The 21,168-nt window shown below is 50.5% G+C and carries 19 protein-coding genes and 8 pseudogenes; 3 read left to right on the top strand and 24 right to left on the bottom strand.

Annotated elements, in window-relative coordinates:
- Window positions 1–235: 235 nt before the first annotated feature.
- Window positions 236–1,225: a tyrosine-type recombinase/integrase gene (locus tag USG84_RS23660; RefSeq protein WP_194401926.1), complete on the top strand. Its 990-nt coding sequence runs from the start codon at window positions 236–238 to the stop codon at window positions 1,223–1,225.
- A 66-nt stretch (window positions 1,226–1,291) separates the two neighbouring features.
- Here the strand turns inward: USG84_RS23660 and USG84_RS23655 are convergent.
- Window positions 1,292–1,889: pseudogene (locus USG84_RS23655) on the bottom strand (Tn3 family transposase); the annotation flags it as partial.
- A gap of 102 nt (window positions 1,890–1,991) precedes the next feature.
- Window positions 1,992–2,223 (bottom strand): annotated as a pseudogene (locus USG84_RS23650) (integrase core domain-containing protein); the annotation flags it as partial.
- A gap of 3 nt (window positions 2,224–2,226) precedes the next feature.
- Between USG84_RS23650 and USG84_RS23645 the strand changes: the two are divergent.
- A pseudogene (locus USG84_RS23645) lies at window positions 2,227–2,451 on the top strand (integrase core domain-containing protein); the annotation flags it as partial.
- A 569-nt stretch (window positions 2,452–3,020) separates the two neighbouring features.
- On the opposite strand, the gene USG84_RS23640 reads toward USG84_RS23645, so the two are convergent.
- Window positions 3,021–3,407: a helix-turn-helix domain-containing protein gene (locus tag USG84_RS23640; protein ID WP_194386903.1), complete on the bottom strand. Its 387-nt coding sequence runs from the start codon at window positions 3,405–3,407 to the stop codon at window positions 3,021–3,023.
- A gap of 526 nt (window positions 3,408–3,933) precedes the next feature.
- On the opposite strand from USG84_RS23640, the pseudogene USG84_RS23635 reads away from it, so the two are divergent.
- Window positions 3,934–4,098 (top strand): annotated as a pseudogene (locus USG84_RS23635) (IS110 family transposase); the annotation flags it as partial.
- A gap of 309 nt (window positions 4,099–4,407) precedes the next feature.
- Here USG84_RS23635 and USG84_RS23630 read toward each other — a convergent pair.
- The 21 genes and pseudogenes from USG84_RS23630 to USG84_RS23535 form a co-directional block, all read right to left on the bottom strand.
- Window positions 4,408–5,129 (bottom strand): annotated as a pseudogene (locus USG84_RS23630) (IS66 family transposase); the annotation flags it as partial.
- A gap of 49 nt (window positions 5,130–5,178) precedes the next feature.
- Entirely contained in the window at window positions 5,179–5,526 is a 348-nt protein-coding gene (tnpB, locus tag USG84_RS23625) for an IS66 family insertion sequence element accessory protein TnpB (protein ID WP_151413118.1), read from the bottom strand.
- Between the two features lie 114 nt (window positions 5,527–5,640).
- On the bottom strand, window positions 5,641–5,901 hold the full coding sequence (tnpA, locus tag USG84_RS23620) for an IS66-like element accessory protein TnpA (protein ID WP_194426013.1): 261 nt from the start codon (window positions 5,899–5,901) through the stop codon (window positions 5,641–5,643).
- Window positions 5,902–6,010: 109 nt separating this feature from the next.
- A pseudogene (locus USG84_RS23615) lies at window positions 6,011–6,348 on the bottom strand (transposase); the annotation flags it as partial.
- Between the two features lie 218 nt (window positions 6,349–6,566).
- A complete protein-coding gene (locus USG84_RS23610) occupies window positions 6,567–7,346 on the bottom strand; it encodes a YaiO family outer membrane beta-barrel protein (RefSeq protein ID WP_151413116.1) in 780 nt (259 codons plus the stop codon).
- Entirely contained in the window at window positions 7,343–7,894 is a 552-nt protein-coding gene (locus tag USG84_RS23605; protein WP_302233236.1) for an acetyltransferase, read from the bottom strand. Before USG84_RS23605 ends, USG84_RS23610 begins: the two co-directional genes overlap by 4 nt.
- Before the next feature lie 55 nt (window positions 7,895–7,949).
- A complete protein-coding gene (locus USG84_RS23600) occupies window positions 7,950–9,107 on the bottom strand; it encodes a glycosyltransferase (RefSeq protein WP_253543578.1) in 1,158 nt (385 codons plus the stop codon).
- Window positions 9,108–9,758, bottom strand: coding sequence for a PIG-L deacetylase family protein (locus USG84_RS23595; protein ID WP_151413114.1), 651 nt, complete (start codon window positions 9,756–9,758; stop codon window positions 9,108–9,110).
- A gap of 212 nt (window positions 9,759–9,970) precedes the next feature.
- A pseudogene (locus USG84_RS23590) lies at window positions 9,971–10,156 on the bottom strand (integrase core domain-containing protein); the annotation flags it as partial.
- A gap of 37 nt (window positions 10,157–10,193) precedes the next feature.
- Window positions 10,194–10,345: pseudogene (locus USG84_RS24135) on the bottom strand (IS110 family transposase); the annotation flags it as partial.
- A gap of 180 nt (window positions 10,346–10,525) precedes the next feature.
- Window positions 10,526–11,548: a PapG chaperone-binding domain-containing protein gene (locus tag USG84_RS23585; protein ID WP_320738470.1), complete on the bottom strand. Its 1,023-nt coding sequence runs from the start codon at window positions 11,546–11,548 to the stop codon at window positions 10,526–10,528.
- 233 nt (window positions 11,549–11,781) lie between these two features.
- On the bottom strand, window positions 11,782–12,405 hold the full coding sequence (locus tag USG84_RS23580; RefSeq protein WP_241739845.1) for a fimbrial protein: 624 nt from the start codon (window positions 12,403–12,405) through the stop codon (window positions 11,782–11,784).
- Between the two features lie 17 nt (window positions 12,406–12,422).
- Window positions 12,423–12,956: a fimbrial protein gene (locus tag USG84_RS23575; RefSeq protein WP_151413111.1), complete on the bottom strand. Its 534-nt coding sequence runs from the start codon at window positions 12,954–12,956 to the stop codon at window positions 12,423–12,425.
- A gap of 30 nt (window positions 12,957–12,986) precedes the next feature.
- Window positions 12,987–13,565 carry a fimbrial protein gene (locus USG84_RS23570; protein ID WP_253543579.1) on the bottom strand — a complete coding sequence of 193 codons (579 nt, stop codon included), beginning with the start codon at window positions 13,563–13,565 and terminating at the stop codon, window positions 12,987–12,989.
- Window positions 13,558–14,097 (bottom strand): pilus-assembly fibrillin subunit, encoded by a 540-nt coding sequence (locus tag USG84_RS23565; protein WP_151413110.1) that lies wholly within the window; start codon window positions 14,095–14,097, stop codon window positions 13,558–13,560. The genes USG84_RS23570 and USG84_RS23565 overlap by 8 nt, the downstream gene beginning before the upstream one ends.
- 39 nt (window positions 14,098–14,136) lie before the next feature.
- Window positions 14,137–14,877, bottom strand: coding sequence for a molecular chaperone (locus tag USG84_RS23560; RefSeq protein ID WP_194401929.1), 741 nt, complete (start codon window positions 14,875–14,877; stop codon window positions 14,137–14,139).
- 108 nt (window positions 14,878–14,985) lie between these two features.
- Window positions 14,986–17,511: a fimbria/pilus outer membrane usher protein gene (locus USG84_RS23555; RefSeq protein ID WP_253543580.1), complete on the bottom strand. Its 2,526-nt coding sequence runs from the start codon at window positions 17,509–17,511 to the stop codon at window positions 14,986–14,988.
- 100 nt (window positions 17,512–17,611) lie between these two features.
- A complete protein-coding gene (locus tag USG84_RS23550; RefSeq protein ID WP_253543581.1) occupies window positions 17,612–18,196 on the bottom strand; it encodes a fimbrial protein in 585 nt (194 codons plus the stop codon).
- Window positions 18,197–18,248: 52 nt separating this feature from the next.
- On the bottom strand, window positions 18,249–18,761 hold the full coding sequence (locus USG84_RS23545; protein ID WP_151413109.1) for a fimbrial protein: 513 nt from the start codon (window positions 18,759–18,761) through the stop codon (window positions 18,249–18,251).
- A 311-nt stretch (window positions 18,762–19,072) separates the two neighbouring features.
- Complete coding sequence (locus tag USG84_RS23540) at window positions 19,073–19,483, bottom strand: GyrI-like domain-containing protein (RefSeq protein WP_151413108.1); 411 nt, start codon at window positions 19,481–19,483, stop codon at window positions 19,073–19,075.
- Window positions 19,484–19,938: 455 nt separating this feature from the next.
- A complete protein-coding gene (locus USG84_RS23535; protein ID WP_151413107.1) occupies window positions 19,939–20,730 on the bottom strand; it encodes an EAL domain-containing protein in 792 nt (263 codons plus the stop codon).
- Between the last annotated feature and the right edge of the window lie 438 nt (window positions 20,731–21,168).

Genomic DNA, 21,168 nt, shown 5'->3' with positions numbered 1-21,168 from the left:
GAATACGGATGATCTGTTCGTCGGAAAAACGCTTCTTCATGGGGATGTCCTCATGTGGCTTATGAAGACATTACTAACATCGGGGTGTATTAATCAACGGGGAGCAGGTCAGCAATTCTACTTATTAAAATGTACGTTTGAAAAAGTAGACTCTCTGCGGTACGCTCTGACGCTATCATTTACCCCGATTTTCACGCAGCGCGCCGGTCCCTTTCCGGCCAGGACGGAGCCTGACATGATCCTGATGCCCGACGACGAACCGGAGCTGAGTCTGCCCGCAACCGTCATGACACCCGGTGAGGAATTCATGCCGGCGCTGTCCGGTGAGAACGCTCCGGTCAGTCCCGCCCGGGCCTACCTGCTTTCGCTGAACTCGCCCCGCAGCAGGCAGACCATGGCCTCGTTCCTCAGCATCGTCGCCGGCATGCTCGGCGCCGCTTCCCTGGAGTCCTGCTGCTGGGGCGGCCTTCGGCGCCATCACATAATGGCCGTCACAGAACTACTGCGCGACACCGGCCGGGCAACGGCCACCATCAACACTTATCTTTCAGCGCTGAAGGGCGTGGCGAAGGAAGCCTGGATGCTCAGGCTGATGAACGTCGAGAGTTTCCAGCACATCCGGGCGGTGCGTAACCTGAGGGGCAGCCGCCTGCCGCGCGGCCGGGCCCTGCCGCCAGCGGAGATCCGTTCGCTGTTTACAGCCTGCGAGGCCGATGACTCCAGCATCGGGGTACGCGATGCGGCGATGCTGGCCGTCATTCTGGGCTGCGGCCTGCGCCGCTCGGAGGCCGTGGAGCTGGATTTGCGTGACGTTGTCACAGATGACCAGGCACTCCGGGTGCTGGGTAAGGGCAACAAGGAACGGCTGGCCTTCATGCCGGCCGGTACCTGGCAGCGGCTCAGGGCGTGGATCGATGACGTGCGGGGAGAAAAAGACGGACCACTGTTCACCCGTATCCGCCGCTTTGACACCCTTACAAATGCCCGGCTGACCGATCAGGCGGTGTACCATGTCCTGCAGGTGCGCCAGCGCCAGGCGGGAATTGCAAAATGCGCGCCGCACGACCTGCGGCGAACCTTTGCCACGGCCATGCTGGATAACGGCGAGGATTTAATCACGGTAAAGGATGCGATGGGTCATGCCAGCGTCACCACCACCCAACAGTACGATCGCCGCGGCGAAGCGCGCCTGCGTACGGCGCGTGACCGCCTGGATATGATATGAATTTAACAACATGTCAAGATACGAAGTGAACAAGATAGTGGGTGTGGATCCGCGCAGGCTTCTCAAATCAGTGAAACCTGCGGTATCGGTGTAATCTTCCCTGATTTCCAGGTCACTTCCGTGGTACAGCAAGCCATCTAGCACATGGGTTGAATCCCTGACCCGACTGATTATACAGGTGTAAAACGGGCTGTATGGATCTGATATATGGGTATAAAACTGACGTCCAGGTAATGGGTTTCGTAGCAGATATACCATGCCTGGACATCTTCCTGTGATGATTTGGTGATTCCGGGGCTGGCTTCCGCCATTTTGGTCAGACCGAGATTGATGCCATCCGTAAGGATGGTGGTGAGGAATAGGCGAGTATCGGGAGGGGTAATGTCATTTTCTATATTCGAAAATGTCGGGTAAACGTCGTCCAGCTGTTTACCTCATCGAGAATTCCCATGATTTTAGGGCGCGGTAGCATGCTGTAAACCAGCTCTGCCAGCGGTGAGAGCTGCACCGGGACGCAGTTATCCAGCGGAGAGACTTTTACTCTCGTGTCAGATATTTCCACATCGGGCAGCTCACCAAGGGCGGCCATGGAATTGACCTCTTCAAGTCAGGATTGAAGCAGGGTCATACGGCTGGTAATGTACTCATGATAATCAGCAGATACGAGTTGTCGATTTTAGCCCATCATTAGCAGACAAAGTTGCTCATAGTATGGCAACTCATACAATCGATGAAATCGCTCATGAGATAGCCGATTGATTGGCCCCTATATTTTCATACACTTTTTATCGCTTAACCCATTACTGGTTCGCCGCCGCAGATATTCCCGTGGCGAACGATACCCCAGTGCACTATGCGGGTTAATGTTCGAAGGCCTCCGCAAGGTTCTTTACCGCTGTTAACCCGTCGGGCTTCGGCATGATGCTGATGTAGTCGCGCTTCATCGTTTTCACAAAGCTTTCCGCCATCCCGTTGCTTTCCGGGCTGCGTACTGCCGTATGTATTGCAGTAAAGTGAGGCAGCATAATTATCAGCTATATCTGGCGATAAATGACATCGAACACAAGAAAGCGAAGGCGATGTCCCCGCAGAACAACGGCATCTGCGAGCGGTTCCATAAAACGATACTGAACGAATTTTATCAGGTAACGTTCCGCAAAAAGTTATATGGTGATCTTGATACATTACAATCGGATCTTGATGAATGGCTGGCTCACTATAATAATTAGCTAACCCATAAGGGGAAAATGTGCTGTGGCCAGACGCCGATGTTGGGACGCACCTCTGCTCACCTGCGGTACCGAAAGCCTGAGCATTCGACGCTACCGCTGCGTATGCTAGACTGCTCTCACTCACGTTTTCCTGCCAGAGCAGCAACTCAAAAACATGCAGATCCTGCGGCTTCAAAGCTACATACCAGTGGGTGTCAAAGCAGAACCACATTCCGCCCGACTGCGACTGGCAGTATATCACCTTTACCATGCCCCACTTGCTCTGGCCCTTCTTTAACAACAACTGGCCCTCAACACCCTGTTCCGCGCTGCCACCCACGCCATGCTTCGCTGAGCCCACAAACTGGGCGTGGAGATCGACATCTTCTGCACCCTGCGGACTTACGGCCGCTAGCTTAACCAGTATCCTCAATTCACCGGGAATGCGGAAGATTTCCTAGACCTTCAGGAGTTTATTTATGCATTCCGGACCGTCGAACTGTATTACCGCTACGGAAAGAAATACTCTGTTATCGTGATGGTCTTTGCCGAAGAAAACCTTCTGCCGGGGAAAGGGAACCTGCTTAAGGCGTCAGATCTGAAGATGTTTCAGTCTTTACCTTTGCTTGGTTATTGGTTGCAACATCGAATGTGATAAAACAATCCTTCAGTTGTTTACTGAGTTCTAACGCATACTCTGTAGGGTCAAGGCTTCGCCCCTCACGGGTAAAAAGTGGTTTATCGAAATACTGACGCACTCTTTTGAGATAAATGCTTATAGCAGGTTGCGAGCATCCCAGCAATAAAGAAGCACTGTACAAATTCCCCGTTTCTATAACGGCGATAAAAGCAAGTAAAGATTTGAAATCAAGTCCCATTAGATGACGGTAATTACACCCATTTTTATTGTCCATAAGGTATTTTTGCTCCTGAAACTTTTTATTGTGTTTGTTAACCTGTTTGTCTTGCATTGAACATACCGATTGCTGAGATGTCATGTAACGCTGGAAATTGATACATATCAAAATAAAATTCACGATTTATATACTAATAAATCAGAAATCAAATTTAGCATATCGTGAAAAGATAAGAAAACAAGAAAATGATACATAAAACTATACAGAATGGGAGCTGAACCAATTTCCATGAAAATGGGAAAACACAAGATAAGCACAGCATTAAACAAAAATTAAAATATGAATAACATAAAAGAATTATATAATAAGTAATTTAAAATTATCACACACAAAATCAGTAAGCAAACAAACTTATAAATAAATCATATGATTTGCAGGTGCTGCGACGGCCCCCCCCGATTTCCCGTTACTTCAGCTTCAGCCCCTAAACCAGTGCATCCAGCTCTATAATTTCATTGTTGCTCTGGAAGGTATAGTGCTCGCTCAATAAAATGTACTGCCAGGCCACCCCCGATAAAGCAGTGAACAGTGACGGCATTCCTGATGCTGGAAAAGATGACAGTATCGTTCTTGCTAAAACGTGTTCGCTGTTCACTGAGGCGCTCAGAATGGTAAAACGGCTCTGATTAAGCCCAAAGTATAACATGCTGCGCTTTCTGAGTTGATTGCGGGTTTACCTCCTTGTGTTATCGGGATGGAGGAATGCACCGGAGCTCACTACTGGGCGAGGTTTTTTCACACGTTCCGTATCTGAGCCTGAGCAGAAATCATGCCACCTCAATGCCGGTTGCAGGATGGTCAGTAAACAGGTTTCAACCATTCTTATCCCGGTGTATCGACAAGAACCCGGTTTTGACAACGCTTACACGTAACTACACTTGTCCAGTGGTTCACTCGCGTTCATCTTCTCTGCTCCTACCTGACGGCTTCTTGCCGCCTTCTCCCCAGCGCTTCCTGCTGTGGCTCTTTACCACAACAGTCTGAGGTGGTTTGTATCCTCCTCCTGTAAGGCGAATACGGAAGGCCATCTTCAATCTCAGACACAGCATGGACAGAGCCTTCCCGGTTCCGTCCTTCGTGTCACACTGTCATCAGCATGGAACTTGCCGTCAGTCAGCACATAGTCCTGAAGCACCTCTTCCAGCGGCGACAGTAGTCTGCAACACGGATCCACCCAGCCTGACAGCAGTAACGGCTCGGCTCCACACCCTGGCGGCTGTATATTTCAGACTGGCGGTAAAGCGGGGTGTGATCTGCATACTTTGAGGTCAGCACGGGGGCCTGCACTATGGCATCGCACTGAGTACAGGCATGCTTTTCACGTACGGTCCGGATAACCCGGAAGGCTCTGCGCATCAGTTCCAGCTGTTCGGCGGTATCTTCACCCAGGTAGCTCAGCGCACCGCCGCAGTCCGGGCAGCACGACTCTGTAGGCTGCAGCCGCTTTTCGTCACGGGGAAGTTCTTCAGGGAACGGTTTGCGGGCGCGGGTCTGACGTAACGGGCGTTGCACGGCCGGGTCATCCACCCTGCCAGTCAGCGTATCGCTTTCTGTCTGAAGACGGTTCAGGTCAGCTTCCATCTCTACGATGCGGCGGGATACCTTTTCGGAACAGCTGCCGAAGTTCATCCGGCGGAGCTTATCCAGCTGTGCCTGCAGGTGGTATATTTCGCGCTCCCGGTCGGCCAGCTTTTCCAGCAGGGCGCGGTTCAGCGCTTCCTTTTAGGCAAGGCCTTGTTTCAACTGAAGGATATTGTCAGAAGAGGAGTCGTCCATAAGCTCGTATTTTACCAGGCTTATGCTGCAACAACCAGGATAAAGAGAGCTACAGCATGGTCAGGGAGGTCAGCAACCGCTTAGGCTGCCGCCAGTCGATGCCTTCCAGCAACATCGCCAGCTGCGCCAGTGTCAGGAACACTTTTCCATCACGGGCTGACGGCCAGGCGAAGCGGCCACGTTCCAGCTGTTTTGTAAGCAGGCACAGCCCGTCGCCGGTGGACCACAGCAGTTTGACCTGACTGCCACTGCGGCCCCGGAAGATGAAGACGTGGCCGGACATCGAATCGTCTTTCAGTGCAGTCTGCACCTTTGCGGCCAAGCCGTTGAAGCCGTTGCGCATATCAGTAATACCGGCGACCAGCCAGATTTTTGTCCCGGAAGGTAACGGGATCATTCCTTCAGTTCCTCTATCAGCAGAGTCAGGAGTTTTTCGCTGACAGTTCCGTTGAGGCGAAGCGTCCCGTGCCGGAACGTTACCTCACAGCTGATACTGAGAGCCTCTGGGTCCTCAGCAGGCGGCTGGCTGTACTGCGGTGGCATCGAGAGTCACAGGAAGTAGCTGAGGACTCTCTGAAGAAGGTAATAGCAGTTTTCCCTCCCGCCACTGCTGGCGCCATTTAAATAGCAGATTGGCGTTAATGCCATTTTCGAGCGCCAGTTTAGAGATGGATATCCCGGGTTCGCAGGAGGCAGCAACGAGCTGCTGCTTAAACTCAGGAGAATAATTAGGGCAGCCTTTACGCCTGCCGGGAGTCATATTTTTCTGCATATCTGACACTTTGGTTCCCACTACTTATTTGGTGGACACCACTTTGTCGGATGCATCAGTTTATGACCAGACGGCCCTCGCTGGAAGTTTACTGAGAAGGTTGCTTAAACCACGCGTAAAAGCAACTGGGATGAACATCAAGCCCCCTGCAAAGCAGACGAACAGGCCAGCAACGGGCATTGTCACGAATAAAGGCGTACCTCAGTCGGACAGCTTTGCGAAGTACGCCGCGGCTTTTTTTAATATGTCCTGTTCGTCAGTAACCCGCTTCAGCTCCTTCTGGAGTCGGCGGATCTCGGTCTGAGCATCTGACTGTTCTTTATTAGTGGATGAGTCCGGACCGTACTTCTTTATCCAGGCGTAAAGGCTGTGGGTGGTGATATCGAGACGTGTTGCAACGCTGGAAACAGAATGACCGCGATCAATAGCCTGTTTGACTGCTTCAATTTTAAACTCTTAGGGATAACGTTTACCACTCATGGGCACTTCTATTAAGTCATCTTAAATGACTCCGAGGTGTATGTTAAACCATTGGCGATTCATTCATCAGAACAGGAAAATCTCTATCCGGTTACTTTCCTTTTATGATTTAAACGGACCCGCTAACAGCTACATAAAATAAAGGAACCCCCTGATGCCAGGACGTTCCCTTCCTGCTATGCCGTTTACCAGCGCCAGGTCACGGCCAGCTGGCCGCTGAGACCGCTGTAGCTGGCCGCAGGCGTTTCGTACCATTGCTTTCCGAAAATCAGGTTCAGGGAGACGTTCTCCGTCAGCGGCTGAACCCGTTTCAGGCTGAGGCTGTGCAGCTTCCCGCTTCTGACCGTCGGGGACCAGTCGTAGGTATACGCCCCTGTGCCCATGCTGGCGAAAAGCTGCGTATATCCGTCCCCCTGGCTGTCACGCATCCGCATGCTGGCTAGATGGCTGTAACTGCTCCCCGCCCCCACGGTGTCATACGTGGTATAGCGGTAAGCCAGAATAAACGGTCCGTGGTACCAGCTGCCCCCTGCGGAAAAGGCATTCACTTCCGTATTGTGGAAGTAGCTGGCATGACGCCCACCCACAGTAAGCACCGTCCCCTTCAGAAGCTTCAGGTTGAAATCATTAAGGACTTCCCGGCGTACAAAAACCGGACTGTTATCGCCGAGACTGATCTCTGTACGGGTAGACAGCAGCGGGCTCCAGTCATACCAGACGGTCGCCCGCCCACGGGTTCCCTGAAAAGACTCTCCACGATCGTAATCGCGGTATCCGCGGGCCATACTCATCACGGCAGCGCCGCGGTCGAAGACCAATTTCAGCTCAGCAGAAACAACTTTTTTTGTGCCGTACCCAGCACTGTAATCGGCATGGTCATACCCGACCGTCAGCCCGTCCGGTGTCATCCCCTGAACAGGCAGCGCCATGGGGAGGGCAAGAAGTAATAAACAGCCTTTTCTCATCTGTGTTCTCCATTCAGGGATGTACCCCGCAGTTCCTGGTGTAAACGGTACTGACCGGCCGGCATGTTCCGTTCGACAATAATGCCCGGCCCCAGTTGGGTACCAGCCGCTATCTCCCTGCCAGGCAGAATGACCACTTGGACGCCCAGGGAAGCACCTTCGCCAATAAAGCAGCCCAGTTTTTCCCGGCCCGTGTCAGTCAGCACACCGTTGTGAAACGCACTGACATTTTTCCCGTCCAGACGGTGATTAGAGGTCCGAACCATCGCGCCAAGATAGACGCGGCAAGCGATGAGGCTGTCGGCAATGAAACACAGGGGGCCAATCGTTGTGTGGTCGCCGATAACCGCCCCCTTCACTTCAGTACTGAACCCGATACGAACTCCCTTTCCCAGCACAGTCCCGCCCCGAATGAACGCATTGTTGCCAATCAGACAGTTTTTTCCCGTCACAAGGGGGCCTTCCAGAACCGCTCCATGACACACCCGAGTGTTATCTCCCAGAATGACAGGGCCGTAACGTTCATCGATAATGGCCGTGGGGGCAATATCACCTTTGAGCGAGCCTGCACCCCCGTCAGGTAATGCTGCAAGTCGCGTCACATCAGGCTTCCGATGTGTCAGTATCGCCCACCACGGCATAGCGGGTGGGTTTGTCTCGGACGGGTTCACGTCCGGTAAAGAAGCTTGATAATCCATAAGTCACCCATATCGCGTAGGAAAGCAGTACATAAAAAACAGAGAATGGCGCCAGCACCACAAGAGCCGGAGCCCGGTGGAACACTGCGCTGAAAGTGGCAATGCTGCACACTACTCCGACCCATATCAGCGGAAACACCGCATACAGCACCCCCACCGGATCAACCGCAAGGATTGACCGCCCCCAGCTCAGGGAGTAGGTTGCAATCCCCAGCACCACCACCCAGAACATGGGCAGGATGCTGAAAAATCCGAACCGGGACAGCAGCATGCGCCAGTGCAGACACATGCACACCGCATATCCGGCAATCCAGCGGCGCCAGCGTTTCCACTCTTCCCGCAGAGTGTTGCACTCCTGCGGATACACCACACACCGGTTACACTGTCCTACCCGGTAACCGTTCGCGATCAGGGTCCAGGTCAGATCCAGATCTTCCACCTTCGTGCGATCGGAAAAGGGATGCGCCAGCAGCACGTCCTTCCGGAATAGTCCGCAGGCCCCGCTGATAATGAACGGGGCGCCGCCCAGTACCTGCTGTAAGGTCCGTTTCATGATGATCATCGGCATTTTGACGGTGGCGCGGATATGGGGCAGCAACCCAGCCCCTCGGAGATCGGAGGAGGGAATTCCGCCCACTGCATCCATGCCGCGCTCAATCTCTGCCAGCATGTACCCAAGTCCACGGCTGTCAGGCGGCACCCGTGTGTCAGCATCAGTTAGAAACACCTGGCGTGCGGTGGCGCGTCTTAAACCATTCATCAACGCCCCCCCCTTGCCGGTATTACTCTGGTGAACCACCACCAGTTTGCTCGGCCATTCCCGATGCAGCGCATCCAGCACGGCCGGCGTGTTATCCGTGGATCCATCATTCACGCATATAACCATACTTATATAAGGGTTATTCAGTAGGTTCGTTAGGGAGGCCGCAATACAGGGTCCCTCGTTGTACGCCGGAATAACCGCATCAATGCTGGCCAGCTGTGTACTGGGTTTACGGCGCAGCGTCAGGACTATCCACACCACCACGGCAGTGCACATCATCAAAAAGATCAGGGTTTTCATTCAGATCACCATTTTATGAACTGAAAAGGCTTCACCAAGTTCGCAGCCGGCCTGCTGTCCGCGAAACCGGGCCACAGAGCTGACCTGTGCAGGATGCATATAATCGCGGTGTTTCTGGCTGTGATGCTCCTGCAAAGCCCGCAGTTTGTTTTCCATAGGCTTTCCGGTGATATCGCTGTAAATATTTGGCTGAAAGGAGGCCCAGGAGCTCGGGGTTTCGTAGCTCAGGATCTGCCTGACAGGACGGCAGGCCACAATGGTGGCATCGTAGACTGCACGATGATCCTGATGCCGATCGCTCCGGCACATGGTGTAGACCCGCCTGAGAGGTGCTTCCGCAGGAACCTTGTGATGGATAACCCACTCCAGCGAGGCAATGACCTTATCCAGTTGTTGCCCTAGACGGGTGTCAGGGTATTCGAGACAAAGTACGGATCGAATCCCAAGATGGCCCAGCGCCAGCCGGGTCTCCTGCAAACGATCATGTCCTTCGGATGTGCCTCTGTGACCGGCTGTCATGATGACGGCAATCACATGCATACCTTCTGCTACATGCCGCGAAAGCGTGGCTCCACAACCCAGTTCAATATCATCGGGATGGGCACCTATAGCCAGAATAGTGCCAAGCGGATTGTTGTTTATATCAAACATATATGATATCCTAATATAAAAAACACGTGGAATAAAAAATAAAAGTGCGTTTCGTAAAAATAATAAATAAGAGGTGTAATCAGTTACGTATTCTGAATAAAATACCTCTGGTTTGGCTCCTATATTTCAATACACCTTTCATCGCTTAATGCATTACTAGTTCGCCGCAGCAGATTGATCTTGACACGCCATCTCCGGAAAGCTTTTGTATATTAAGTTAACGATGCTTGCTGCCGCCGGTAATCAATTGGGGAGTGATATCCCTGCGCGCAGTGCGGGTGGTGTTCATTATAATGCGTTAACGCTGCTGCACGGTTTTGCAGTACTGTTCTCAAATCCGGTTTTGGCATTAACGCGATATAGTTTTCTTTCATCATTTTCACTAACTGTTCCGCGATGCGCTTGGCAAGCCCGTCTTCCAGCGATTTGATGGCCTTTTCTGTTCTGCGGGTGCGAGAGGCAAACACGGTTACGTTCGACCACCAACATCGCAATCAACTGACGGCATGGCACTGCCATCGCAGTGAGTACCTGACGATCCTAATCTGGCAATACCGTGAGAAACCTTCCCGCTCCGGATGTCGGTTTCAGAGGAGTGGCTCAGCGTATGCGCCATTCGCTTAACGACGGCTTAAAACTCTTGGAGGGAGCGTGCTGCATACGCGTTGCCAAATCCAAACGTAGATATTGTAAATCGTTTTCAAGATACAAGGACGTAATTTTAGTGTAAGGTTTTCCAACAAAATCAAGTAACGGCTTAAGGAATTTCAGTTGAAATACATGAGCAACACAGCGCTGCCATTAAGACTTCCCGCAGCAGATGAAGCTGTTTTTTTCAGAGTGGAGCTCAGGGTGACACTAACACCTGTGTTGGCAGGCGCAGAAATATCAATAGCGCTACCCTGTGAACCATCGGCAGGGTTAATAACTTTCAGCAGTGAATTCCAGCCATTGCCAAGGTCAACACCAGTTCCGTCTGCATAAGTTTCTGAGGACGGCTTATTGGCCAGCAGGCTGAGCTTAAGCCTAGCGTTATCGCTACATAAAACAGTAACTGCGGAAGTTTTCTCATTTTCGGGGCCAGTAGCCGGATTCAGTGTGGTATGATCGATGGTGACAGAGGCAGGGCTGGCGGAACATGTACCAAGGATCTCAATGTCGTAAGGAACAAGACCTGCCTTTTTCATAGAGTTGTATACATTGTTATCCGACGTGTGATCTCCTCCTTCTCCTTCCTGAACATTAGAGTAACTTGCTATAAGCGCATTTCCTGTTTGGAAATAGCCTGTGTACTTTCCTGCTGCCAGGTCGGAAGGAAGTTTTAATTCAATCCTTAGAGGTTGCGTCTGACGATTCACATAGTAGGTTGAACCGATAGAATTACAACCACCACCTTTGGCTGTTCCAAAATCTTCAGGGTTGTTGTCTTCTCTGATTAAATAAAAACTGTTATTATAAGCAATTATTCTTCCTAGTGCGTAAACATTTAAAGGAACAGTCTTACCACCGATGTTGATAGTCCTGGGTAACAAAGATGCTACGTTATTAGTTTGCCATCTGACACTGCTGACAACAGGGTAGCTTGTCCAGCAATATGACAGAGATGAATTGCCTACGACTACTGAAGTCAGCTGAGTGGATGCGACGCCGCCTGAAAGGCCGGAATACTGTAGATTGCCCGCCATAGTTTCATCTGAGGACCATATCTGATACATATTCCATGCCAGTGCCTGCTCCTGAACTATCAGTGCCATAAAAGCAGCACACAGCTTTAGTTTTTTAAATCGCATTTATTTTACCTTAATCTCTGTTTCCGGAAAGTTTTATTCACGCTCATACCGCAAATTGCCTGTCCTGACAGCGGTTATACAACCCTGCAGGGTCCGGAATTACTTGTCAGGTATGAATATGTGCTTGCAAATATTTCGGGAAAATAAACAATTACCACGGGAATTATTGAGCTAGCATAGTAATATAAAGACTCATCATCATAAAGCTCAATATGGCTGCGCCACGAGTTCCTTTACTGATAACTGATGCTCATATTGGCAGACGCAGTGAACGCACCTGTACCCAGGACAGAACTGCCCTGTTTATAGGGTTTGGCCGTGAATGTGAAATTTTCACTCGCCGTTCCGCCGCCTGTCAGCCCATTTGTAATCGCGTAACCGAGACCTGTAGCACCGTCACCGAGTCTAAGCGGCGTCACCGTGCCGCTCCCCTGGTACAGAGCAATACCGAAGTTACTGATATTGGTTGCAAGCACATTGCTGCCTGCCGCACCACTCAGCATGGTTCCTGTAACCTTCACGTACGCTGCCCCTTGGTAGTATGTGCAGGCGACGGGTACAGAAAGTACCTTCTCATACCTTGCATTCGACACATCAATTATCGAGATATCCTCGAAGTCCACTTCAATGGGATTGCCGTTATTCACCACGCAGGGCGGATTCACAATCTCTCCGATGATATTAACCGTCACATCCGCCAAGGCTACCCGTCCCGTCAGCAGCACCCCGCCAGTCAGCAAGAGGCATGCAGACATACGCAGCAGGTTAACCTTTTTTCTCTCCGTCATTCGCGTAAATCTCAGCAGTGGAGGACTGACGTTGTACTCCAGCCCCCCGTTGTTAACATGCGCATCCATTGTATTATTTTCCTGTGTTACTGGTACTGTACCTGCAGGTTCGCCGTTGCAGTAAATGGTCCGGGCGTAAGCTTGTCCATTCCGTTCATCTGACCCAGAGCCGCATTCAGCGTCAGTGTAAGGTCAGTACCGGTGCCGGTAATGGAACTGGTGACGTCGGTGGCGGACCCCAAAGGAAGCACCAGCCCACCGCCCTTCTGGCGCAGGAAAACCACGAGGCCCTCACTGCTTTTGGAGGTATTTATAATACCTCCCGGCGCGTTATAGACCGATGCAGATGTCACAGTCAGCATCGGTGTTCCCAGAGTATACGGACAGAACATATTCACCGGAAAATCCTGCTGGTTATACGGGCTCCCGGATACCGGCATGGCCTGAATATCCACGTCATCAAAGGATACCGTCACCGGGTTATTGTTATTGATAGTGCACAGAGGAAGGACCAAGTTGCCCTTAAACTCCACCGGTGTAACCGCGTGTACCGTGCCGCTCGCCCCTGCCATCAGCATAGCCAGAATCAGCATTGCCGCCGGGATGTTCATATTGCTCATTCAGACACTGTCTCCTGCGTTGATATGTCCCTAATGGTAATTCAACTCAAACGTGGCAGTGGCACTGTAGTTGCCAGCAACCACGCGCCGTCCTGCCATCGCGTCCGGAGTTGACTGCACAAATGCCCCAAACTTCAGCGTCAGCTCGGTACCAGTTACTTGGTCGCCAGTACCATTGTTGTGGATATGATTAAGCTTCAGCATTCTGCTGCCGTCCGTATCGATTAGACCAATGCCTAGATTGCCGGCGTTGATACCGGATACAGCGAGATACCCCGGTAGCTTCGCCTCCTCGGCTCCCAGGAATGTGAGCTGCACTATTTTACCGATCGTCATCGCGTAACAGTTAATCAACCGGATCTGAAAGTCCTCGGTGTATCCACGCCCCGGATACGTGTTGAACGTCTTTTGAGAAGTCTCGAGGAATACCACATCCTGCGTCCCCGTAGCTGGATCAACCCGGCATGGACGGTCCAGCAGATTTCCCTGGAATGTCACATCAGCCCGTGCCGTATTGAGCACTAAAAACAAGACTAAAATTACCAGCGCCTGAAGTAAAACCAGCCCCGTACAGAGCCACATGCCGCGCATATCCTCATCCTCATTCATAAACAAGCCTCAGTAATAGGGGAACGCCGGACGAACTGCCTGCGCTGGTATAGTTCACCATTAACAGTTGCTGCTTATTGCTCAGGTACCAGGTTATCCGGTTATCCCCCCCGCGCAGTATCGCCTGTGGCACCTGCAACCGCAGGGGCGCAGGGAGCAGCTTTCCTACAGCTCCCGGCTGCAGAGCTCCGCTTACCTTTATGAAAGAGCTCCTGCCCGCCGGTGTCCGAGCTGATGTCAACACATCTCCGTAGCCACAGCCCGTCAGGTCCACACTCAGCACGCGATGACCGCCTGGCAGGACCGGTAATGGCAGCTCAATGCTGTTCGTCCGCAGCGTGCACGGGCTACTGAGCAGCGCACCATGCACCTGCACCACCCCCGTCCGCCCATTAAACCACTGCTGCCGTGCCTCATCAGCCACAAACTCCTGCTGACCACTCAGCAGCTCATCAGCATACAGCACTGCACTGTTTATTCCAGTACTCAGCAGCAGGATTGCCATCCCCATGGCAGTGGTCACTCTTTTCATTGTTCTGCTTCCGTTTCGCGTTGTCTGTGGGGTTCCATGTCACCCGGCTGACTTCTTCGCTGCCGTACAACGCTCGCTGGAACACTTGAACTGCAGGACCGGGCGCCCGCCATAGTCGTCTATCCAGCTAAGCCACGGCGTATGGTAACTTCCAGCCTTCACCGTCTGCTCAGACTTCGGAGCTAACATAACCGTCTCAAACTTTTCTTCCTTTGCCGCCTTTTCGCTGCCGCCGAGTCCAATGACTGTCACATAATACGGCGTAGGATTCTCAATACGGTACCCTCCAGGGGTTTTGTACAGCACCAACTGGTCCTGCCAAACTGCATTCGGCTGTGCTTTTATACCTGCAGGGCGGTAAAACAACTTAATTTTGGTCTGCAGCGCTATCTGCAGGGTGTTAGGCTTCTCGCTCTTAGGCGGGATTTCCCGCAGGTTGAAGTAGAACAGCGACTCCCGGTCCTGCGGCAGTGTACTGATTTCCGGCGTGGTGCTCAGGCGCACCTTACTCTTTGCTCCCGGCTCCAGACGCTGCACTGGCGGGGTCACTAACAACGGGCCGGAAGTGATTTTTTCCTGCTGCGCATTCTCAATCCATGCTTGAGCAAGGTACGGCAGTTGTTTGTTGTCATTGGCAACGTTTAGCGTCATAGATTTCTCGCCGCCGTTAAAAACGGCTCGAGTACGATCCAAGGATATGGCAGCTAGTGCGCCGTGTGCGCCGCTCAGGCAAGCTACCGCCATCAACGTCTGTTTCATCGCCGCTCTCAGGTTCAGCATTGTGTGATTTTCTCCGTCATCTTTACTCTTAAGATGTATCTAGCCCTGCCGGAGCAGTGGCTGTTGTCCCGCCGCTATCACTCTGATCACATGTCGGTGGGGTATGATTTACTGCGCAGCCTTCGCCGAGTGACACGGCAGGAGCAGCTGCTGTTCCGTAGTGACGTGTTGTGGCATAGCCAAAGCACACTGTGCCCGTGCATCCCAGCTTACGTTCAGACTCTCCCCAGGTACAACCCCGGAGAGCCATACCAGACCGCTGTCACCTACCATACCGAGTTCACGCCCCTTACTGTTCGTCACGCTAGCTCCGAACGGTGGATGGCTGCCGTCGGCAAGACGCAGCACCGCAAACAGTCGCGCGCCTTTTAGTACATCGAACATCCGATAGCCTATCGCCCCCTCGGTCAGTACTGATTCCGCTACCGAACCGGTGGCCTCCATGTCGTCCGGCAGTCTGTTAAGGTCCACCGAGGTGGTGCTTCGGTAATAACTGCTCATGTCCGTCACCACCCCGATACCCCAGCGGTTGGTGGAAACTCGGCCACCATTGACGGGGACATCCGCTATGCCATCGGTATCAACTAGCAGACGGGTGCCGCCATTCCCCCCGCCCGCATGGAGAGCGGCACCTTTCGCCGTAATCGTTGCTCCGCCGCTCAAGCTCATCCCGACCTGGGAATACTGGCTCTGTACCGAAGAGGCATTCACGGACACATTGACCAGCGGGCTAGTGTGGCTGTAGTAGGCGTTAAACTGCCCGCCATCATCCTGATTTTTCCCACCAGTGTTTAAGCCGGCATTGAGGTTATAGCTGTCGAGCCCATTGTTGAATGTGTCGCTGTAGCCCACGCTCTGACTGTAACGGTGATTACTCAAATTGCCGCTATAGCTGGCCTTACCAGCACCCCAAGGTACCGACAAGCGTAGAAACAGCGAGTTATTGGGGGCTCCATCAAACGTTGAACGCGAGGCAGTAAGCCCGCCAGAGATATTACGAAAACCTAAGGCATCGAAGTAACGGTTCACTGAAAGGGTGTAGTAGTTATCCGCCGGACGATCCCAGAAGGTCTGGTAGCTGTACTGCAGGCTGACCGACATATTCAGGTCTGGAAAGTTCTTGTTTAGGCTTGAGGTATAAAGCTCTTTATTCCTGTTCCTGAAGTCGTCCCGGTAACGTGCATCAAGGTACTGCTGCATAGTCATGTAATCCTTCTCCGAGAAGCGGTAGCCGGCGAAGTTGATGTCAGTGTCGACCTCATCAAAGCGTTTGGAATAGCTTGCACGCCATGACTTGCCTTTAAGCGTTCCGTATCTTCCCCCGAGGCTGGAGGCAGACTGCGTCAGGTCCAGCGATAACGTACCGAACTTATTCATATCATGGCCAACGCCTAAAGCCAGGGCGTTATAGTCTCCGGCTATCGTGGCACCGCCGTAAAGTGACCAGCTGTTAGTCAGACCCCAAGAGATTTCCCCTCCGGCGAACCCAGGCCCTTCAGTCTCATGTCGCTGCGGACTGAGGGAGCGCCCGCTGACCAGTTTGTACCGTATCTGGCCCGGGCGCGTCAGATACGGTACGTAGGCGGTGGTCACCTGAAAGGTCTTTTTCAGTCCGTTCTGCTCGATGATCTCCACATCCAGCGTACCGCGCACGCTGCTGTCGATGTCCTGGATGGTGAAGGGACCCGCGGGCACAGTCGAGTCATACAGGATGCGCCCCTGCTGGGAAATCACGACCCGAGCATTGGTGTCAGCAACACCCGAGATCTGTGGTGCGTAGCCGCGCAGCTTTGGAGGCAGCATCCGGTCGTCACTCTCTAAGCTTGCCCCGGTGTAACGCCAAGTGTCAAAAATCGCTGAGTTTATGTAGTTTTCCCCGACCGTCAGTTTTGACTGCAGGCTAGGAATGGCCCGGTACATGTAAAATCGCCTCCAGTCGAACTCACTGGTTGTTCCGTAATTACTTCCAGTGGTGTGTTTGAGGTTACCTTGGTAGTCAGCGCGCAGGCGCCAAACGCTGGCGTTAGCGCCTACGGTACCGTGATAGCTCAGAGACTGGGTCTGATCGCCGTGCGTAGGTTTACTGGCGTTGCCGTTGAGGTTGTAGTCAAACAACAGGCCAGAAATTCCGTTTTCCCAGCGTGAAGGCGGCAGCCAAGTGGCATCGATATACTCAAGCCACGCCTGCGGCATGTTTACATGAAGGACACCAGACGCAATGTCAGTGCGGATTTCGGTGCCCTTCAATGCGCTAAAATCTGCGCACAGACCTTTGTTCCAAAGAGTAATTTTTTCCCGTGCGGTGGGGATTAGCCCCATTTTGTCTACTATCTCTGCCGTAAGGCATGCCTTCGGCAGCGGTTGACTTTCCCCACTGGCAGGCTGCTCTATAACGTCAACCGTCATTGCTGACGGTGAAATGGGCTGATCATTAACCATCACCTGCATCTGATACTTGCCCGGCATGACGTAGCCAGCACTGGAAAAACGCGAAAAGTCGACATTACTCCGGTCTGCAGCATCCAGTACGTCGGTATTGAAGTCAACAGCTGCACCCTGTCCTACGTAAAGGATAAATAAGACTGCTGCAGTTACTCTGCTGACTAGAAAGGAGCTATTGATTTTTTGTTTCATTACAGTGTAACCAGTTAAAAGTATTACTTATACCTGCATGAAAAAGGGCATAAGATTGCCCATTTCTATTATTTTAGGTCCCGACGTAGACGTACCATAATTATTCATAATCCACTTTAAAACGCAGAGCGGCATAATAATCTCCTGCGCTCAGAGGTACCGTGTTGCGAACCAAGCGAAGGGTGTAGTCTAGAGCCTGCTCATTGCCGTATATCTCCAGTGCTGGCATCACCTTTCCCGCACGTGCCACGAACCCTGTACTGTCCAAGATTTGCAGGTCAATGCCCTTGGCACGCCCGGTGACAGAAAAGCGTTCAGGAGTTTCCCCTCGCAACCCCTCAAAGGTTATCCGCATGCGCTTGAAAGTAAAAACATCTTGGCTGGCGCCTGCAAGTTCACAGTCCCTTAGATGCAGCCTCAAGATCTTTTGCGGTCCGTCTATTCCCTGCACCAAATCCCTAATTGGGGTCTCGCCCATATCGACGGACTGCCAAGCATCTTCCATGTTCAGCGAGCAGGCAGGCGCAATAACATGTCCCGTGAATTTAGCCTGCCCTCCCCACTTGGCATGTGCCTCGCCAGAATAATCCTCAAACGGCATGGCCGATACCGGAAAGGTTAATGGTGAAGCCAGAACACATCCAGCGAACACTATCATCAGTTTCGGAATGGCTGATTTTCTCATCTTCTGGCTTCCTCCCTGAGTGGTTATTACTGGTCGAGGCACTGCCAATCCCTTATGGGTAGGTCATGGTGAAGTTAGATACAGCGGTGAACTCACCTTCTGCCACAGTAGCACCACTCGCCTTTACCAGCGATGCCGTGTACTCCAAGAAGGTGTCACCGTCAGCCACCATGACGGCCTTGGTCGGTGTACCAAACACGACATCTTCGCCGTAACCATTGAGCTTAATTGCCGTGTTAGTAGTGCCAGCGGTAAGCAGTTCCGTGGAAGTTCCGCCCACAACAGCGCCACCGAAGTTCACCTGTACGCCTTTCGCAGCGGTCGCGGCATCACAGTTGATAAGCTTGATAGTCAATTTCTGCTCGGATTTACCTCCGTTCTGCAAGAATGACTTTGTAATATCACCGAACTCGATAGTCTGGTCTTTAGATTCTGGGGCAATGCTGCATGGAGCATCAATTACGTAGCCATGGAAATTAACAACTCCTGCACCCTGACCTGCAGCTGAAACACCGAAAGACGTCAAAATTGATGCAAGAGAAACTGCTAATACTGTTGATTTCATCGTGATAATCCTTGTAAATGTTAGTTCAGAATTAATTTCCGGCTTAAACTGCCGGAAGTAACAGTTTCCAGAGTAAAACTGCTATTTCCGGCACACTAAGCACTTTATATGGTGCAGGTCTATGCTGCATAATTTTCTGGCTTTCCACTGTCTTCTTTTTTATTTTCCTCTTTCTGTAGCCGAATCACTTTATAAGAACGCTGAGCGCAAGGCCTAAGATTTTACTTCCCAGCCGCGGCTTAAGGTATACGTCTGCATTAATGGCTTAGAATTATGCCATATTCTTGATCAGTGGAGCATATTATCAGGAGTTACTTTACCCCTACAAAAACCGCAACACTTCCGTCTTTTTGATATATTTCATAATCAACTTCATATTTTCTTTCAATCAAGCTTAATTCTTCATCACTCCAAACATTAGCCCACGTTTTTGCAACCGTATTTGGCAGATCGGTACTATTTTCAATAGAATAACACTTGTATTTACCCTCAGGGAGGGTAAAAATAGACGCTACATTCCCTATGGATGACTTAGCTTCAATTCCTGTTAGATAATCGAAATCACCTTTATAATCACTCTCGTAATTGGTATAAATAGCATATATACTTTCACTGCCTAGATACCGCAAAACCGATGAGAAAGCTTCGGCATATTTTCTGCTGGCATCTAAGTCGTAAAAATTGTTAGTCCTGCAACTACCCATTACTTTTACTTGGAACATAAACTCTCTATTATCAAATAACACACCAAAAACAACAATGCAAATGGTACAATTCGCTCAATCTATTTCACTTTTATCATATAGATAGAAAATGACATACAAACTATACTAAAGTGCATAGGGAATTAATTATGGTGATTTTTTTTAGCACTCACATCTTTCTCATGTTCAAGGATTAAAATCCTGCTAAAATTAACTAGTCACTTGAACCCTCTTGCTCTCTTATAATCATTTCTTTCTCTACAAGTTTGTCTATGTAGTTTCTTCTGTTTTTCACCTTTACTAAACGGCAAATATACTCATGTGCATTGTCTACATCGTTCAGAGTTAAGCACCGCTCAATTCGTTTAACAATCAAATAATTAAGTTCAGACATAAAAGTCTCTAAGTAAGATTAGGAGGAAAAGACTCTTGATGATGCCATGACATAAAGCCCTAACATGAATAAACTTATGTTATGAATTTCCTACCCGTACCTGAGGCATTCTCACCGGCAGAGAGCCGATTTCTCTAAGAGGAATAGCAGGCCAGAGAAAACCTTGGCATGCGTCAGCACGTGTCTCTTTAACCACAGCCATAAGCGAATTATCTGATACTCCCTCTGCGACTATTTTCACGCCCATAGCATTGGCTAACGCTGACAATCCACTCATAAAGGATATGCCCTCAGGTAGTGTTGCTAGCTTACTAAATAGCCCTCGATCAAGCTTAACAACCTCGAAACGGCTCTTCGTAAGCCATGTAAGCCCAGTTGCACCTGCACCGAAGTCGTCCATCCACAGAGGTGCAAGCAGATGAATAGCATCCAGTACCGGATCAGGTGCTCTAACACCGCCAGAAGCTACGAAGTCCTCGCTTATTTCAATTCTCAACCATGGAGAAAGGTTGATCACTTGCTCTGCTAGATCCGTTCTAGAAATTAAGACTAAAGCTTGTATGCGGATAAGGTTCAGGCTTACTAAAACCTTCTTCATTTCGCACCATGGACGCAGAAGAGTTAGAAGCTCCAATTGCCAAGTCAGGATACGCGTCAGCTCAGGCTGCGTGATGCTACTGAAAAATTCACATGGCGGATAAAAATGCTCGTCATTGCATTCTTGCACTCGAGTTAGAAGTTCTATTCCCTTAAGACAATAGTCTATGTTCCAGATAGGCTCTATAACTGGTGTCAACTCCCAGAGCTTGCCGAAAGCAATCACCCTCAGATTCAAATCTTGTTGATGTAACGCAAAGATATTGGTTTGCATAATGCCTGGATTCCTGTTCTATTTTTGCTCTTCAGCCATCTGCATAAATGTGTTTTAGGTATCTTTGAATTTTTATTTTCTTATTGCTTCTTATCAATTGCACAGCTGCTAACACCAACGAGTTTATTTTAAATTTTTTAGAATCATTCTAATCGATATGAACATATTAAAGCACTCAATCCTTTTCTCAGCAATAGCCCCCTCGCAAATATATCAAAAGAACTTAAAACCAATAAATACACAAAAAACAGAACTAAACACTACAAAAAAACCATTAATCAAAACAAAAATAATAAAATAATATAAACAAAGACACCTAACACTGACTGTTTTTTATTTTAATAAGTTCAAAATTATGATATTTTAATTATTTTCTCCGATACCCTTTTTGATGGGATTACGGAGTTAGCGTTCTTGTTACGGCATTCACATTTGAGA

This window comes from Enterobacter sp. 168J2, from assembly GCF_034107265.1.
Classification (GTDB): Bacteria; Pseudomonadota; Gammaproteobacteria; order Enterobacterales; family Enterobacteriaceae; genus Enterobacter; species Enterobacter nematophilus.
Note: the sequence above shows the minus strand (reverse complement) of the source record. Positions and strands in the feature narration are given on the sequence as shown.